This is a genomic window from Amycolatopsis kentuckyensis (assembly GCF_041679295.1).
In the GTDB taxonomy this organism is placed as follows: Bacteria; Actinomycetota; Actinomycetes; order Mycobacteriales; family Pseudonocardiaceae; genus Amycolatopsis; species Amycolatopsis kentuckyensis_A.
Genome location: NZ_JBGDMD010000005.1, coordinates 394,189 through 410,850, shown reverse-complemented (window position 1 = coordinate 410,850; position 16,662 = coordinate 394,189). Strand labels below are relative to the sequence as shown.

General features: G+C 72.3%; 6 protein-coding genes and 1 pseudogene. 2 read left to right on the top strand and 5 right to left on the bottom strand.

Annotation, left to right across the window (positions count from 1 at the left end; genetic code table 11):
• Window positions 1–288: 288 nt before the first annotated feature.
• Together ACERZO_RS22990 and ACERZO_RS22985 are read right to left on the bottom strand one after the other, a co-directional pair.
• Window positions 289–1,707: an amino acid adenylation domain-containing protein gene (locus tag ACERZO_RS22990; protein ID WP_372666787.1), complete on the bottom strand. Its 1,419-nt coding sequence runs from the start codon at window positions 1,705–1,707 to the stop codon at window positions 289–291.
• Window positions 1,707–2,837 carry an acyl-CoA dehydrogenase family protein gene (locus tag ACERZO_RS22985; RefSeq protein WP_372666786.1) on the bottom strand — a complete coding sequence of 377 codons (1,131 nt, stop codon included), beginning with the start codon at window positions 2,835–2,837 and terminating at the stop codon, window positions 1,707–1,709. The genes ACERZO_RS22990 and ACERZO_RS22985 overlap by 1 nt, the downstream gene beginning before the upstream one ends.
• Window positions 2,838–2,923: 86 nt before the next feature.
• Between ACERZO_RS22985 and ACERZO_RS22980 the strand changes: the two genes are divergently transcribed.
• Window positions 2,924–4,096: a macrolide family glycosyltransferase gene (locus ACERZO_RS22980; protein ID WP_372666785.1), complete on the top strand. Its 1,173-nt coding sequence runs from the start codon at window positions 2,924–2,926 to the stop codon at window positions 4,094–4,096.
• A gap of 66 nt (window positions 4,097–4,162) precedes the next feature.
• Here the strand turns inward: ACERZO_RS22980 and ACERZO_RS22975 are convergent, their stop codons facing one another.
• On the bottom strand, window positions 4,163–4,993 hold the full coding sequence (locus ACERZO_RS22975) for an ABC transporter permease subunit (RefSeq protein ID WP_372666784.1): 831 nt from the start codon (window positions 4,991–4,993) through the stop codon (window positions 4,163–4,165).
• 1 nt (window position 4,994) lies between these two features.
• Window positions 4,995–5,966: an ABC transporter ATP-binding protein gene (locus ACERZO_RS22970; protein WP_372666783.1), complete on the bottom strand. Its 972-nt coding sequence runs from the start codon at window positions 5,964–5,966 to the stop codon at window positions 4,995–4,997.
• Window positions 5,967–6,245: 279 nt separating this feature from the next.
• Between ACERZO_RS22970 and ACERZO_RS22965 the strand changes: the two genes are divergently transcribed.
• A complete protein-coding gene (locus ACERZO_RS22965) occupies window positions 6,246–6,461 on the top strand; it encodes a hypothetical protein (protein ID WP_372666782.1) in 216 nt (71 codons plus the stop codon).
• A 74-nt stretch (window positions 6,462–6,535) separates the two neighbouring features.
• On the opposite strand, the pseudogene ACERZO_RS22960 reads toward ACERZO_RS22965, so the two are convergent.
• Window positions 6,536–16,657: pseudogene (locus tag ACERZO_RS22960) on the bottom strand (SDR family NAD(P)-dependent oxidoreductase); the annotation flags it as partial.
• Between the last annotated feature and the right edge of the window lie 5 nt (window positions 16,658–16,662).

Genomic DNA, 16,662 nt, shown 5'->3' with positions numbered 1-16,662 from the left:
CCCCACCCCAAACGCCATGAATGACCCATTCACGTCACCTGACGCCAGGGCTCCACCAGCCGGCCGGGGCGATACTCCGCCCAGCACCACCGCCCACGGAACGCCAGGCCGAAGAGACGCTTCGACAGAATGCCGAGCTTCGACGGTCATCAACGACTCGTTCATTACATCCGACGAGATGAACGACCCGTTCATGACGTCACCGGACCGACCGCACCGATCCGACTTCGCCGAGACCCTGACGCCCCACGACATGAATGAGTCATTCACGTCTTTCGACCCCGGGGGTCAGTGGGCGAGGGCGGCTCGGTCGGTCTTGCCGTTCGCCGTCCGGGGCAGTTCCTCCGCCGTGACGACCTCGTCCACGATCATGTACTTTGGCAGGTGCGCCGCGCAGTGGGCCTTCATCCCCAGCAGCGTCACCCGCGAGCCGGGCCGGGGGACGACCACCGCGCGCAACCGCGCGTCGATGCCCGCGCCCGCGACCACCACCGCCACCTCGGCGACCGCCGGGTGGCGGGCCAGCGCCGTCTCGATCTCGCCCAGCTCGACGCGGTGGCCGCGCAGCTTGACCATCGCGTCGCGGCGGCCCGCGTACTCCAGCTCGCCCGCCTCGTCGTACCGGCCGAGGTCGCCCGTGCGGTAGCCGCCCAGCTGCGGGGCCGCGCCCCAGTACCCCAGCATGACCGTCGGGCCCTCGACGACGATCTCTCCCTCGGAAGACAGCGTCAGCGTCGCACCCGAGCACGCCCGCCCGATCGGCAGGCTTCCCGTCCGCGAGAGGTCGGCGGACGTCACCTCGTAGCTCGTGACGACGTTCGTCTCGGTCGGGCCGTACCAGTTGAACAGCCGGACATCCGGCCACGCGCGGCGCAGCGTCTGCACCCCGGCGATCGGGAACGGCTCCCCGGCGAACACGCAGACCCGCAGCGACGCCGGCGCGGGCCGGTCGAGCAGGCCGCCGTGGCGCATCATCAGCACCAGCGCCGACGGCACCGAGTACCAGACGCTGATCCCGCGACCGTGCAGGAAGTCCGTCAGCTCCGCGGGCGAGTAGGACAGATCCGAGCCCGCCAGGTCCACCGACGCCCCGGCGAAGAACGCGCCGTAGAGGTCGAACACCGACAGGTCGAAGTTGAACGGCGCGTGGTTGGCCAGCCGGTCCCCCGCGTGCAGGCCCGTTTCCCGCGCGGCCCACCCGACGAACGCGAGCGCGTTGCGGTGGCTGATCAGGACGCCCTTCGGCGTGCCCGTCGAGCCCGACGTGTAGAGGATGTATGCGGGTTCGTCCGGGCCGACGTGCTCGACGGGCACCGGTTCGTCCACAAGAGACAGTGCGGCGAACGAGCTGAGCGGCGGCGGCTTCGGCCCCCAGTCGGCCGCGAGGCCGGCCGCGTCGGTGACGACCAGCGCGGGCGTGCAGCTCTCGGCGATGAGCCGCACCCGCGAGACCGGGTTCGACGGCGCGACCGGCACGTAGACCGCGCCGAGCCGCAGCGACGCCTGCATCAGCGCCACCACCTCGACGCTCTTCTCGGCCCAGATCAGCACGCGGTCGCCGTGGCGGACCCCGGCGGCGCGCAGGCCGGCGGCCTGCCGGTCGGCCAGCTCGTCGAGCTCGCGGTAGGTCACGGTCGTGGCGCCGCAGTGCACGGCCGGCGCGTCCGGCGTGCGTTCGGCAGCGGCGAGGACCAGCTCGTGCAGCATCACAACCCCAGTTCCATCGCGACCAGCTGCCGCTGGACGTCGGACGCGCCGGAGAAGATCGTCCCACCGATCGCGTCCCGCAACGCGGCTTCGATCCCCTGCTCGCGCAGGTAGCCGCGGCTGCCGAACAGCTGGACCGCATCGGTCGCGCTCGCCACCGTCCCCTCGGACACGGCGAGCTTGGACAGCGCCGCGAACAGCGTCGCGTCTTCGCCCTGGTCCAGCGCCCAGCACGCCCGGTACAGCAGCAGACGGGCGCTTTCGGCCCGCAGCTTCATCTCCACGACCCGGTTGGACACCGACTGGAACTCCGCGAGCCGCTTGCCGAACTGGCGGCGGCCGCGCACGTGCTCGAGGCAGCGGTCGATCAGCCGGTCCTGGACGCCCAGGTAGAGCGCGAACAGGCAGGCCCGCTCCCAGCCCATCGAGTGCTGGAAGATCGCCGAGCCCTGGCCGGGTTCGCCGAGGACGGCGCCGGCGGGCACGAAACAGTCGGTGAAGGTGATCTCGCAGGCCAGGCAGCCTTCCATGCCGAGCTTGCCGAACGGCTCACCGCGGCTGATCCCTTCCGAACGAGCGTCGAGCGCGAACGCCGTGATGCCCCAGTGGCCGGCGGCCGGGTCGGTGACCGCGTAGGTGACCAGGACGTCGGCGACGGGACCGTTGCTGACGAAGCTCTTGACGCCGTTGAGCAGGTAACCGCCGTCCACCGGCGTCGCCGTGGCTCGCAGCGCGCCGACGTCGGACCCCGCTTCGGGCTCGGTCATCGCGTTGCCCGCGATGAGATCGCCCGCCGCGAGGCCGGGCAACAGCCGCTCGCGCAAGGCTTCCGGTGCGAAGTCGACGATCGGCATGGTGCAGGCGAACAGGTGCGCGGCCGCGCCGAAGACGAGTCCGGTGTCGGGGCAGCCCCGCCCGGCGGCTTCGAACACGCGCGCCGTCTCGAGGGCGGTCAGGCCGCCACCGCCGTGGCCGGTGGGCACGCTGGCGCCGAGGACGCCGAACTTGCCCAGCAGCGCCCAGTTTTCGCGGCTGAACGCGTACTCGGGCGCGGCCGGGAAGGCCGCCCGGGTGTCGGCCACCGTCCGGTCGTAGCGCTGCCGCTGATCCGCGGTCCAGCCGAAGTCCATCCGCCACCTCCACGAGTGTCCGCGCCCGAGGCTAACGGCGGATTGTCTGGCGAAATCCCTGAATGCGCGGTGCGAGCATGGCCGGTGTGACCCGACACGTCGTGCTCTGCACCCTGCCCGGTTACGGGCACGTCACCCCCGTCTTGGACGTCCTCGGCGAGCTGGTCCGGCGCGGCCACCGGGTCACGGTGGCGACCGGCAGCGCGTTCGCCGGCCGGATCGCGACGACCGGCGCGCGTCCGCTCGGGTACGACGAGCCGGCCGGCGACCCGGGTTCCCACCGGCTGGCGGCGGCGCTGACCGGCGCTTCGAGCTGTCTCGCACCGCTGGCGCCGGTGCGGAAGCTCCTGGCCGACAACCCTCCCGACGTGCTCGCGTTCGACTCGACGATGTGGATCGCGGGCCGGGTGCTCGCCCACGACGTCCCGTGTCCGACGGTCCAGCTATCGGCGTGTTTCGCTTCCAACGAGCACTACTCGCTGCCAGCGCACGTCGCGCGTTACCCGGCTCCGGAGTCCACAGAGGACTCCTACGACTTCGTTGCCGACCTGCACGACCTGCTCGCGGCCGAAGCTCCCGGCCGGACGGCGGAAGAGTTCCTCGACGACGGCCGTGACCACAAGCTGGTCCTCATCCCGCGCGACTTCCAGTACGCGGGTGAGACGTTCGACGCGCGGCACACGTTCACCGGGCCGTGCTTCGGCCCGCAGCGGCCGCTGACCGGCTGGGAACCGCCGGCGAACGGCAATCCGGTGCTGCTGGTGTCGCTGGGCACGTCGGCGTTCAACGACCAGCCGGGCTTCTTCCGCCAGTGCGCAAGCGCTTTCGCTGCCCTGCCCTGGAACGTGGTCATGACCCTGGGCGGCGGGGTGGATCCGGCGTCGCTGGGCGAGCTGCCGCCGAACGTCGAGGCGCGGCAATGGGTTCCGCACCCGGCGGTGCTGCGGCACGCGTCGGCGTTCGTGACGTCGGCGGGCATGGGCAGCGTGATGGAGGCGTTCTACTGCGGGACCCCGCTCGTGCTGGTGCCGATGCACGGCGAGCAGGAGGTCAACACCGAGCGGGTAGTGGAGCTGGGCCTCGGCCGGCGGCTGCCCCGCGAGGAGGTGACGCCGGAGTCGATCCGCGACGCGGTCCTGGCGGTCGCGGCGGCCGAAGGCATCAGCGCGCGGATGCGCGCGATGTGCGACCACACGCGCGAGAGCGGCGGCACGGCCGCGGCAGCCGACCGCATCCTCGCCTGCGCCGAAACGACGTGAATGACTCATTCATGTCGCCTGGCGACATGAATGAGTCATTCACTACATCCGGCCGGCCGAAGAACCTCAGCCGGAGTCGCGCTTGCCCATCAGGGAGAACGCGACCACCAGCGCCACCGCGACCCACGTCAGCAGCGTCCCGCCGCCGGTCAGCGGACCCAGGTACGTCGCCGAGTCCGTCTTGAGCTGGGCCGTGCTCAGCTGCTCCGCGGCCGACGCCGGGAAGTACGCCAGGATGTCGCGCTGCACCCACGCCGGGAGCAGCGCGCCCAGGATCGCCGGGGCGAAGATGAAGCCGATCGCCGTCGCGATCGCGCCCGCCGCGCTGCGCATCATCACGCCGAACGACAGCGCCAGCAGCGCGAACGCGGCGAACTCCGCGCCCCAGCCGAGGAGGCTGCGCAGCACGCCGGGACCGCCGAGGCCGAGCGTCGGGATGTTGGGGTTGATGCCGAGGACCAGCTGCCCGATGAAGAACGCCGCCGCGGCGAACACCGTGCCGAGCACGAACGCCAGCAGCCCGACGACCACGGCCTTCGAGATCAGGACCCGGCCGCGGTGCGGCGTGATCGCCAGGGTCAGGCGCATCATCCCGGTCGAGTACTCGCCGGACACGGCCAGCACGCCGAGCACCGAGATCAGGATGAGCCCGAGGTTCATCCCGACCATGGCGGTGCCCGCCGAGTCGAAGTCCGTCGTCTGGCCGGCGGGCAGGTTCTGGTAGTCCTGCTCGGTCAGGAAGCTGAACAGCACGGAGAACCCGACGCTGACGACGGCCGCGAAGATGACGACGACCCAGGTCGACCGGACCGACTTGAGCTTGGTCCACTCGGCGGCGAGCGTGTTGGTGATGCCCGGCGAGGTCTTCGCGGCGGGCAACGCGGTTGCGGTCGTCATGTCAGTCCGTCCCTTCCGACGCGAGCGCCCGCACCGTCTCGAGCACCTTCTCCTCCGCCGGCGGCGCGCCGCTGTGCGACCGGTACTGCACGCTGTCCTTGGTGAGGTCCATGAACGCGGCCTCGAGGCTGGCGCGGACCGGCGTGAGCTCGTGCAGCCCGAGCCGGCGCTCGAGCGCGAGGTCGCCGATCTCCGGCGCGTCCAGGCCGACGACGTTGAGCGAGCCGTCGTCCAGCTTCGTCACCTTGGCGCCCGCCCGTTCGAGAGCTTCGGCGAGCTCGGTCGCCTTCGGCGAGACGACGTGGACGTGGCTGCGCGCGCTGCGCTGGGTGAAGTCGGTGATCGGCATGTCGGCGATCAGCTCGCCGCGGCCGATCACGATGACGTGTTCGGCGGTTTCTTCCATCTCGTTCATCAGGTGGCTGGACACGAAGACCGTCCGCCCCTCGGCGGCGAGGTCCTGCATCAGCGTCCGGATCCAGTAGATGCCCTCGGGGTCGAGGCCGTTGACCGGCTCGTCGAACAGCAGCGTCGGCGGGTCGCCGAGCAGCGCCGTCGCGATGCCGAGCCGCTGGTACATGCCGAGGGAGAAGTTAGCGACCTTCTTGCCGGCGACGTCGCTCAAGCCGACGGTGTCGAGCACCTCGTCGACGCGCGTGCGCGGGATGCCGCCGGCCTGCGCCACCCACTGCAGGTGCCGGTAGGCGGTGCGCGCGCCGTGGACGGCCTTGGCGTCGAGCAGCGCGCCGACCTCGCGCATCGGCGCGGGCAGGTCGCGGTAGGCCTTGCCGTTGACGGTGACCGAGCCGCCGCTGGGGGCGTCCAGGCCGAGGATCATCCGCATGGTGGTCGACTTGCCCGCGCCGTTGGGGCCCAGGAACCCGGTCACGACGCCGGGCTTGATGTCGAACGACAGCCCGTGGACGGCCGTGGTGTCCCCGTACCGCTTCGTCAGATCTCGTGCTGTGATCAAGCGCCCGCTCCGTACTTCGCTACATCGATCCGGTGTGCCTGGGTCAAGTGAACCCGCTGCCACGGCCGTCCTGCTACGGCACAAGGTGGCTTGTCGGCGCAACCAAAGTTGCAACCCCCGTTCCCGCGTGATCTTCCCAGCACCCGGTGCGACCGGCAACTCGGGGAACGTCAACTTTCGATGATCGGCTGACGACTTTCGAGGACTCACAACGCAGTTCTCGCTGTGCTTGAATCGATCAAAGGCAATTGACCGTCGAGTGTTATCGAGGAGTTTCCCATGGCCAAAGAACAAGGCGGCCGCCCGTTCGTTTCCCTCGTCATGGGGCTGATCCTGGTCGCGGGCGGGATCGTGATCATCCTCAACGCGGGCGAGCACACGATCGGCGTGATCGGCGGCGCGGTGACGATTCTGGCGGGGCTGGCGTTCTTCGTCCGCAGCGCGACATCCCGCAGGACGACGGCCGCGGGCCGGCGTCGGTTCTTCATTTCCTGAAAGCCCTTGCGGACGGTCCCGGCGGCCGTCCTGGTGTCCCGGTCGGGGGGTCACCAGGACGGCCGTTTGGCGTTTCAGCCTTCGTCGGTACCGAGGGCCAGCCGGACCAGGTCGTCGACGTCCAGGTCGCTCAGGTCGTCGTCCACTTCGGACTCCGTCGACGGGAACAATTCCTCGCCGAGGAAGCCGGCCAGCGCTGCCGGTGTCGGGTAGTCGAAGATCAGCGTCGCCGGCAACCGGACGCCCGTCGCGGCGGTGAGGCGGTTGCGCAGCTCCACCGCCGTCAGCGAGTCGAAGCCCAGTTCCTTGAACACCCGCGTCGGGTCGACGACGTCGCCATAGCCCAGCACCGCGCCGACCTGCGCGCACACCAGGTCCAGCAACGCCTGCCGCCGGTCCTCGGCGGACATCGCCGCCAGACCCTCCCGCCGGCCGGGCGCGTCCTCGGCCACCCGGCGCCGGACGGTGGTCCGGACCAGCCCGCGCAGCTGCTCGGGGACGTCGGAGCCGAGCGCGCGCGGGTCCACCAGCATCGGCACCAGCACCGCGTCGGGCGCGTCCACCGCCGCGTCGAACAGCGCCAGGCCCTGGTCCGCGGGCAGCGGCGGCAGGCCCGACCGCGCCATCCGGCGCACGTCGGCGTCGGACAGCCCGGCCGTCATGCCGCCGGTCGGCCGCCACGGACCCCAGGCCAGGGCCAGCGCGGGCAGTCCCGCCGACCGCCGTTGCCGGGCGAGTCCGTCCAAGAAAGCGTTTGCGGCGGCGTAGTTGGCCTGCCCGGGCGCGCCGAGCACGCCGGCCGCCGAGGAGAACAGGACGAACGCGGACAAATCGTGGTCCCGCGTCAGCTCGTCCAAATTGGTCGCGGCCAGCGCCTTCGGCCGCAGGACGGTGTCCAGGCGCTCCGGGGAAAGCGCTTCGACGAGCCCGTCGTCGAGCACGCCCGCCGCGTGCACCACCGCGGTCAGCCGCACGTCGGCCAGTACCTTCGCCAGCGCGTGCCGGTCCGCCGCGTCGCACGCGACGATCGTGGCCTCGGCCCCCAGCGCGGCCAGTTCGGCCCGCAGCTCGTCGACGCCGTCGGCCGCCGGGCCGCGCCGGCTCGCCAGCAGCAGGTGCCGGACGCCGGACTCGGCGAGGTGCCGGGCCAGCAGCCAGCCGAGGCCGCCGGTGCCGCCGGTGATCAGCACGGTGCCGTCCGGGTCGAGCGGGGCGGGCACGGTCAGCACGACCTTGCCGACGTGCTTGGCCTGGCTCACGTGCCGGAACGCCGCGGGCGCGCGCCGGACGTCCCACGCGGTGACCGGCACCGGCGCCAGCGCGCCGTCCTCGAACCAGCCCAGCAGCCGGTCGAACAGCTCGCGGATCCGGTCGTACCCGGCCTCGACCAGGTCGAACGCCTGGTACCGGACACCGGGGTGCGCGGCCGCGACTTCCGCCGGATCGCGGACGTCGGTCTTGCCCATCTCCAGGAACCGGCCCCCGCGCGGCAGCAGCCGCAGCGACGCGTCCACGAAGTCCCCGGCGAGCGAGTCGAGCACGACGTCGACGCCGCGCCCGCCCGTCGCCGCGCGGAACTCGGCCTCGAAGTCCAGGGTCCGCGACGACGCGATGTGGTCGTCCTCGAGGCCGGAGGCCCGCAGCGTGTCCTGCTTGCCGGCGCTCGCGGTGCCGTACACGTCCGCACCGAGCAGCCGTGCGAGCTGGACCGCGGCCATGCCGACGCCGCCCGCCGCCGCGTGCACCAGGACGCTCTCACCGGACCGCAGGTCGCCCAGGTCGGTCAGGGCGTAGAGCGCGGTCAGGAACACGACCGGCACCGACGCGCCCTGCGCGAACGACAGCCCGGCGGGCAGCCGGCAGACCATGCGCTCGTCGACCTCGGCCACCGGCCCGAACGCGCCGCCGAACAGGCCCATCACCCGGTCGCCGGGCGCGAACCGGGTGACGCCGGCGCCGACCGCCGTGACGACCCCGGCGCCCTCCAGCCCCGGCGAGGTGGCCGGGCCCGGGTACATGCCGAGGGTGTTCAGGACGTCCCGGAAGTTCACACCGGCGGCGCGCACGGCGATCCGCACCGCGCCCGGCGCGACCGGCTCGGCGAACTCGGGGCAGGGCACTACGGTCAGCCCGTCGAGGGTGCCGCGCTCGGCGATGTCGACCCGCCACGGTCCACTGGGGACGGTGAGCGCGTCCGTTTCCTTGGCCAGCCGCGCCACCCGGGCCACGCCGGAGCGGAGGGCGACCTGGTTCTCCCCCGTCGCCAGTGCGGCCGCGGGGTCGGCCGAGCCGTCGGAGTCGATCAGCACGAACCGGCCGGGGTGCTCCGACTGCGCCGAGCGCACCAGGCCCCAGACCGCGGCGACGGTCGGGTCGATCGGGCCGTCGCCGTCTTCGGCGACGACCGCGCCCGAGGTCAGCAGCGCCAGTTTCGCCTCGGCGAACCGGCCTTCGGCGAGCCAGGCTTGGACGAGGGACAGCGCGTCGTGCACCGGCCGCGACGCGAACGGCAGCACGACGACGTCCGGCACGTCGTTGACGTCGTCGAGCGAGCCGACGACTGTCCACGACGGATTCTCGTGGTCTCCGTCGTGGGCCGGCCAGGTGAGCCGGTACAGCGCGTCCGGCCGGGCCGCCGGCTGGTCCGGGTGGAACTCGCGCAGTGTCAACGAGTCCACAGTGGCCACTGCCCGGCCGGTGGGATCGGCGACGGCGATCGCGAGGGACTCGGCGCCGGTCTTGGTGAGCCGCACGCGCAGGCCGCGCGCGCCTTCGGCGTGCAACGAGACCCCGCGCCAGGAGAACGGCAGCCGGCCGTGCGGCGCGGGCGCGAACGGCAGGAAGGCCGCCGCGTGCAGGACCGCGTCGAGCAGGGCCGGGTGCAGCCCGAACGCCGATGCGTCCGCGTCTTCGGGCAGCTCGACCTCCGCGTAGACGTCCTCGCCGTGCTGCCACGCTCGTCGCAAACCCTGGAAGACGGGCCCGTACCCGAAGCCGCTGTCCGCGAGCCGGTCGTAGAGGCTGTCGGTGTCGAGGAGTTCAGCGCCCGGCGGCGGCCAGGCGGTGAGGTCGTCGCCGCGCGCCGGGTTCGCCGAGGTGAGGACGCCGGTCGCGTGCAGGGTCCACGGACTGTCGGGCGCCGCGTCCTCGGGGCTCGAGTGGATGGTCAGCGAGCACGCGCCGGAGTCGTCCGGGGCGCCGGTCAGGACCTGGAGCCGGACGCCGCCGGTCGCGGGCAGCACCAGCGGCGCTCCGAGGGTCAGCTCCTCGACCTGCGGGCGGCCGGCGCGGTCGCCCGCGTCGACGGCCAGGTCGACGAACGCCGTCCCGGGGAAGAGCACCGCGCCGCCGATGCCGTGGTCGGCGAGCCAGGGGTGGGTGCGCAGCGAGAGCCGGCCGGTGCCGAGTACTCCCGCGGACCCGGCCAGCTCGGCGGTCGCGCCGAGGAACGGGTGCGGGCTGGCGGCGAGCCCGGCGGTCGTGACGTCACCGGCCCGCCCGGCGCCCGGCCAGAAGCGGCGGCGCTGGAAGGGGTAGGTGGGCAGGTCGGCTCGGGCGCCGGCCGGGTGCAGCGCGGCCCAGTCCGGGGAGAAGCCGTGCACGTGCGCTTCGGCGACCGCGGTCAGCAGGGTCTCGACGTCCGGCCGCTTCCGCCGCTGGGTCGCGGTGACGAAGACCGGGTCTTCGACGCAGTCGCCGACCATGGCGGCGAGCACGGCGTCCGGCCCCACCTCGACGAACCTCGTGACTCCTCTCGCGGCCAGCGAGCTGACGCCGTCGGCGAACCGGACGGTGTCCCGCACGTGGCGGACCCAGTGCTCGGGATCGGTGGCGTCTGAGATCATCCCGATCTTCGGGTCCGAATAGGACAGTCCGAAGGCGACCTCGCGGAAGCGCGCGAGCATCGGCTCCATCAGCGGGGAGTGGAACGCATGGCTGGTGCGCAGCCGCTTCGTCTCCCGGCCCAGCCGCGTGAAGTGCGCGGCGATGCCGAGGACGTCCTCCTCCACACCGGACACGACGACCGACGCGGGACCGTTGACGGCGGCGATGTCCACCGACGCCGTGAGCAGCGGCCGGACCTCGTCCTCGGTGGCCCGTACGGAGACCATCGCGCCGGTCGCGGGCAGTTCCTGCATGAGCCGCCCGCGCGCGGCGACCAGCGTGCAGGCGTCGTCGAGGGTCAGTACGCCGGCCACGTGGGCGGCCGCGAGCTCGCCGATCGAGTGGCCCATGACGAAGTCCGGCGTCAGGCCCCACGACTCGAGCAGGCGGAACAGTGCCACCTCGACGGCGAAGAGTGCGGGCTGGGTGAACTGCGTCTGATCAAGCCGCTCGCCGCCTTCGGCGATCACCTCGTGCAGCGGGAGGTCGAACCGCGCGCAGGCCGCGTCGAAGGCTTCCGCGAACACGGGGAACTCCTCGCGCAGGGCGAGTCCCATGCCCACGCGCTGGGCGCCCTGGCCGGTGAACAGGAACGCCGAGCGGCCTTCGTCGGTGACGCGGCCGCGAACGACGCCTTCGCCACCCTCGGCCAGCAGCCGGAGGTTCCGCACGGCGGTGACCTGGTCGGGGGCCGCCACGACGGCCCGGTGGTCGAATGCCGTGCGGACGGCCAGCGCGGCGCCGATGCCGTCGATGCCTTGTTCAGCCAAGGGAAGCAGTGCGGCGGCCTGCGCGCTCAACGCAGCTTCGGTGTGGCCGGACAGCGGCCACAGTTCGACCGTCGATTTGTCTACAAGGGACTGTACGGCGGGCGGCGCTTCTTCCAGCACGGCGTGCGCGTTGGTACCGCTGAAGCCGAAGGCGGACACGGCGGCCCGGCGCGGACGCTCGGCGGCGGGCCAGACGACCGGTTCGGTCAGCAGCCGGACGTGCCCGGCGGTCCAGTCGACGCGTTCCGACGGGACCTCGGCGTGCAGCGTGCGCGGAAGCACCTCGTGGTTCAGCGCGAGGACCGTCTTGATGACGCCGGCCACCCCGGCGGCCGCTTGGGTGTGACCGAGGTTGGACTTGATGGCGCCGAGCCACAGTGGACGGTCGCGGTCCTGGCCGTAGGTGGCGAGCAGGGCTTGGGCTTCGATGGGGTCGCCGAGCCGGGTGCCGGTGCCGTGCGCTTCGACGGCGTCCACTTCGGACGGAGTGAGTCCGGCGTCGGCGAGCGCGGCGCGGATGACGCGTTGCTGCGACGGGCCGTTCGGGGCGGTGAGTCCGTTGCTGGCCCCGTCTTGGTTCACGGCCGAGCCGCGCAGCACGGCGAGCACCCTTCGCCCGTGGCGCTGCGCGTCGGAAAGCCTTTCCAGCAGCAGGATACCGGCACCTTCCGACCAGCCGGTGCCGTCGGCGTCGTCGGAGAAGGCCTTGCAGCGGCCGTCCTCGGCCAGCCCCCGCTGCCTGCTGAACTCGACGAATCCGGCAGGAGTGGCCATCACGGTGACGCCACCGGCCAGGGCGAGCGAGCATTCCCCGGCCCGCAGCGACTGCGCGGCGAGGTGCAGCGCGACGAGGGAGGACGAGCACGCGGTGTCGACGGTGACGGCCGGGCCTTCCAGGCCGAAGGTGTAGGAGACGCGTCCGGAGAGGACGCTGGCGGCATTGCCGGTCCCGAGGTGCCCGGCGACGTCGTCGGCGGAGTCGCGCAGGAGGGTCGAGTAGTCCTGGCCGTTGGTCCCGGCGAAGACCCCGGTGCGGCTGCCGCGCAGGGCCGCCGGGTCGATGCCGGCGCGTTCGAAGGCTTCCCAGGCGGTCTCCAGGAGCAGCCGTTGCTGCGGATCCATGGCGACGGCTTCGCGCGGGGACACTTCGAAGAATTCGGGATCGAAGCCGGCGGCGTCGTCGAGGAAGCCGCCCTCGCGGGTGTAGCAGGTGCCGGGGTGGTCGGGGTCGGGGTGGTAGAGGAGGTCGAGGTCCCAGCCGCGGTCATCGGGGAAGGGGGAGATGACGTCCCGGCCAGCTTGGAGGAGGTCCCAGAGCTGCTCCGGGGTGTTGACGCCACCGGGGAAACGGCAGCTCATGCCGACGATGGCGATCGGCTCGCGCGGGCCGGTGGGTTCGGTGGGCCGGGGGTTGGCGAGCGCCCGTGGCACGGCGGTCCCGGGATCGACCTCGCTAAGCAGGTGGTCGGCGAGTGCACGCGGTGTGGGGTGGTCGAAGACGAGGGTCGAGGGCAGGGTCAGGCCGGTTTCGCGACCGAGGGCATTGCGCAGCTCGACAGCGGTCAGCGAGTCGAACCCGAAGTCGGCGAAGGGCCGGTCCGCGCGCACGGTGGCGGCGGATGCGTGGCCGAGCACCCCGGCCACCTCGGCGCGGACCAGGTCCAGGGCGGCGGCCGGTCGATCGGCTTCCGGGAGGCCGGCGAGCAAGCCCGGGAAGCCGGCGGGCGCGGGAGCGTCGGCGAGCCGGGTCGGCCGTTCCTGGGCGAGCCGGGCGAGCAGTGGCCGGGTGGTGTCGAGTTCGTCGATGTCCAGGTCGATCGGCACCACCAGCGCATCGGGGGCGGCGAGGGCTCGGTCGAACAACCTCAGCGCAGCACGCGCCGGCAACGGCCGGACTCCGCCTTGGCGCATGCGGGCGATATCGGCGCCCGACAGCTCCCCCGTCATCCCGCCATCCGGCACCCATGGGCCCCACGCCAAAGAAACCGCCGGCAGGCCCAGCTCCCGCCGGTGCTCGGCGAGCGCGTCGAGGAACGTGTTCGCCGCCGCGTAGTTGCCCTGGCCCGCACCTCCGAGGACCCCTGCCGCCGAGGAGAACAGGACGAACGCCGACAAACCTTCCGTGAGTTCGTGCAGGTGCCAAGCCGCGTCGAGCTTGGGGCGCAGGACCGCCTCGAGGCGCTCGGGCGTCAACGACGAGACGACCCCGTCGTCCAGTACTCCGGCCGCGTGCACCACCGCGTCGAGCGGGCCGACCTCGCCGAGCAAGCCCGCCAGGGCCTCCCGGTCGGCGACATCGCAGGCCGCCAGAACGACCTCGGCACCCTCCGCAGCCAGCTCGGCCTGGAGGTCCCGCGCACCCGGCGAATCCTGCCCACGCCGGCTCACGAGGACGAGCCGTCGGACGTCGTGCGCGCGGACCAAGTGCCGGGCCAGCTCGGTTCCGAGTGAGCCGGCCCCGCCGGTGATGAGCACCGTCCCGTTGAGACGTACTACACCATCCGAAGTGGACGGGACCAACCGCGGCGCCGTGATCTCACCGCCGGTGTGGAAAACTTCCGGCTCCTCCACGACGAACGATCCGGGCACCGAGCCGGCGACGTCCGCCAGGACGAACCGGCCGGGGTGCTCGGCCTGCGCGGACCGGACCAGGCCGCGCACCGCCGCCCCGGCCAGGCCCCGCGTGACGAAAACCAACCGTGAATGAAGGTATCGATCGTCGGCCAGCCAGGTCCGCACCAGCTCCAACACTTCACGCGCCAGCCCGTGAGCAGCCGAAACGACGTCACCCTCGGCCTCGCACCGGAAGTAGACCACCGGCGGGACGTCGGAACCCAGCTCGCGCCAGTCCACCGCGTCGACGGCCTCGGCCGAGACCGCCACCTGCGAGACGCGGTACAGCGCACCAGCCGGCTTGACCGCCCGCTGGCCGTCCAGCCAATAGCGCTCCCGCTGGAAGGAGTACGTCGGCAGGTCCACGAACCGCGCGCCGCGACCGGCGAACACCGCCGCCCAGTCGGGACTGAACCCGGCCACGTGCAGCCTGCCGACGGCCGAGGTGAACGTGCGCACCTCGTCGCGGTCCCGGCGCAGGACCGGAACCACCAACGCGTCCGGCACGCAGTCGCCGGCCATCGCGGCGGTCGCGCCCCCGGGGCCGGGCGTCACGAAGCGCGTCACGCGGTTCGCCGCCAGCCAGCGCATCCCGTCGTGGAACCGGACCGTCGCGCGGATGTGCTCGGTCCAGTACTCCGCCGAGGCGACGCCAGCCGCCGAACCAGCCACATTGGACACCAGCGGGATCTTCGGCGCCGCATAGGAAACCGTCGACGCGACCGCCCGGAACTCGTCCAGGATCGCGTCCATGTGCGGCGAGTGGAACGCATGGCTGACCCGCAGCCGCTTCGACCCCGCGAACCGCGCGGCAAGCTCGGAGACAGCTTCGACGTCCCCGGAGACGACCACGGCTTCGGGCCCGTTGACCGCCGCGATCGCCACGCCGTCGCGCAGCAACGGCCGCACCTCGTCCTCGGTGGCGCGCACCGACGCCATCGCTCCGGCCGCGGACACCGACTGCATGAGCCGCGCCCGCGCGTCGACCAGCCGGCACGCGTCAGCCAGCGAGAACACCCCGGCGACGTGCGCGGCGGCCAGCTCGCCGATCGAGTGGCCCATGACGAAGTCCGGTGTCAGCCCCCACGACTCCAGGAGCCGGTACAGCGCAACCTCGACCGCGAACAGCGCAGGCTGCGTCACCTCGGTACGGTCCAGGTCATCGCCGCCGAAGATCAGCTCCCGCAGGCCGGGGAAACCCGCGCAGACCTCGTCGAAGGCCTGCGCGAACACGGGGAACTCGGCGTACAGCTCACGTCCCATGCCCGGCTGCTGCGCCCCTTGGCCCGGGAACACGTAGGCCGTCTTGCCCGAGGTGGTCTCGCCGATCACCGGCGACGCCAGGGCATTCCGCAGTTCCTCCGCTGTCGAAGCGACGACGGCCGCGCGGTACTCGAACGCGGCCCGCGTGGTGGCCAGCGAGTAGCCGACGTCGACCGGTCGCAGATCGTCCACCCGTGACAGCAGCCGAGCGGCCTGATCGCGCACCGCTTCGGGGCTCTTCCCCGAAAGGACGACCGGAACCAGTCCGGGAACGCCGGGTTCAGCAGGCTGAGACGCAGGCGCCTGCTCGATGATCGTGTGCGCGTTGGTCCCGCTCACCCCGAAAGACGAGACCCCGGCGCGCCGCGGACGCTCCCCCGCCGGCCACGCGACGGCCTCCTGCAGCAATCGCACCGAACCAGCATCCCAGTCCACTTTGGACGAAGGTACCTCGGCGTGCAACGTGCGCGGCAGAACCTCGTTGCGCAACGCCATGACCATCTTGATGACACCACCGACGCCGGCCGCGGCCTGCGTGTGGCCGAGGTTCGACTTGGCCGAACCGAGCCACAACGGCTCACCCACGCGATCACGGCCGTACGTCGCCAACAACGCCTGGACCTCGATCGGATCACCCAGCGTCGTCCCGGTTCCGTGGCCCTCGACGACGTCGACGTCCGAAGTGGACAAACCAGCGTCGGCGAGCGCGGCGCGGATCACCCGCTGCTGCGACGGCCCGTTCGGCGCGGTCAGCCCGCTGCTCGCGCCGTCGGAATTGACGGCCGAGCCGCGGACCACCGCGAGCACCGGATGGCCGTTGCGCTGCGCGTCGGAAAGCCGCTCCAGCAACAGGAATCCGGCGCCCTCACCCCAGCCCGTGCCGTCGGCGGCGTCGGCGTAGGAACGGCACCGGCCGTCCGGCGAAAGGCCGCGCTGGCGGCTGAACCCGATGAACGTCACCGGCGTCGACATCACCGCGACGCCGCCGGCCAGCGCCAGCGAGCAGTCGCCGCGCCGCAGCGCCTGCGCGGCCCAGTGCAACGCGACCAGCGACGACGAGCACGCCGTGTCGACGGTGACCGCCGGACCTTCCAAGCCGAACGTGTAGGCCACCCGGCCGGACGCGATGCTGGCCGCGCTTCCGTTGCCCACATAGCCTTCCAGGATTGCCGGCAGGTCCGTCAGCCGCGTCGCGTAGTCGTTGTACATCACCCCGGCGAACACGCCGGTGCTGCTGCCGCGCAGCGACGCCGGGTCGATCCCGCCGCGCTCGAACGCCTCCCACGCCGTTTCGAGCAGGAGCCGCTGCTGCGGGTCGATCGTCTGCGCCTCACGCGGGGAGATGCCGAAGAACTCCGGGTCGAACTGGTCCGCGTCGTGCAGGAACCCGCCGTGACGCGTGTAGCACGTCCCGGCGCGGTCGGGGTCCGGGTCGTAGAGCGCGTCGAGGTCCCAGCCGCGGTTGACGGGGAACCCCGAGATGGCGTCGCGGCCCGAAGCCACCAGGTCCCACAGGTCCTCCGGCGAGCGGACGCCGCCGGGGTAGCGGCAGCTCATCGCCACGATCGCGATCGGCTCGTGCTCGCGGTCTTCCGCGTCGCGCAGCCGCTCGCGCGTCCGGTACAGGTCCGCGGTGACCTTCTTGAGGTACCCGCGCAGCTTGTCGTCGT

Bases quoted from the DNA above. Each gene is read 5' to 3' on its own strand.
- ACERZO_RS22990 (WP_372666787.1), bottom strand. From the start codon at position 1,707: ATGCTGCACGAGCTGGTCCTCGCCGCTGCCGAACGCACGCCGGACGCG.
- ACERZO_RS22985 (WP_372666786.1), bottom strand. From the start codon at position 2,837: ATGGACTTCGGCTGGACCGCGGATCAGCGGCAGCGCTACGACCGGACG.
- ACERZO_RS22975 (WP_372666784.1), bottom strand. From the start codon at position 4,993: ATGACGACCGCAACCGCGTTGCCCGCCGCGAAGACCTCGCCGGGCATC.
- ACERZO_RS22965 (WP_372666782.1), top strand. From the start codon at position 6,246: ATGGCCAAAGAACAAGGCGGCCGCCCGTTCGTTTCCCTCGTCATGGGG.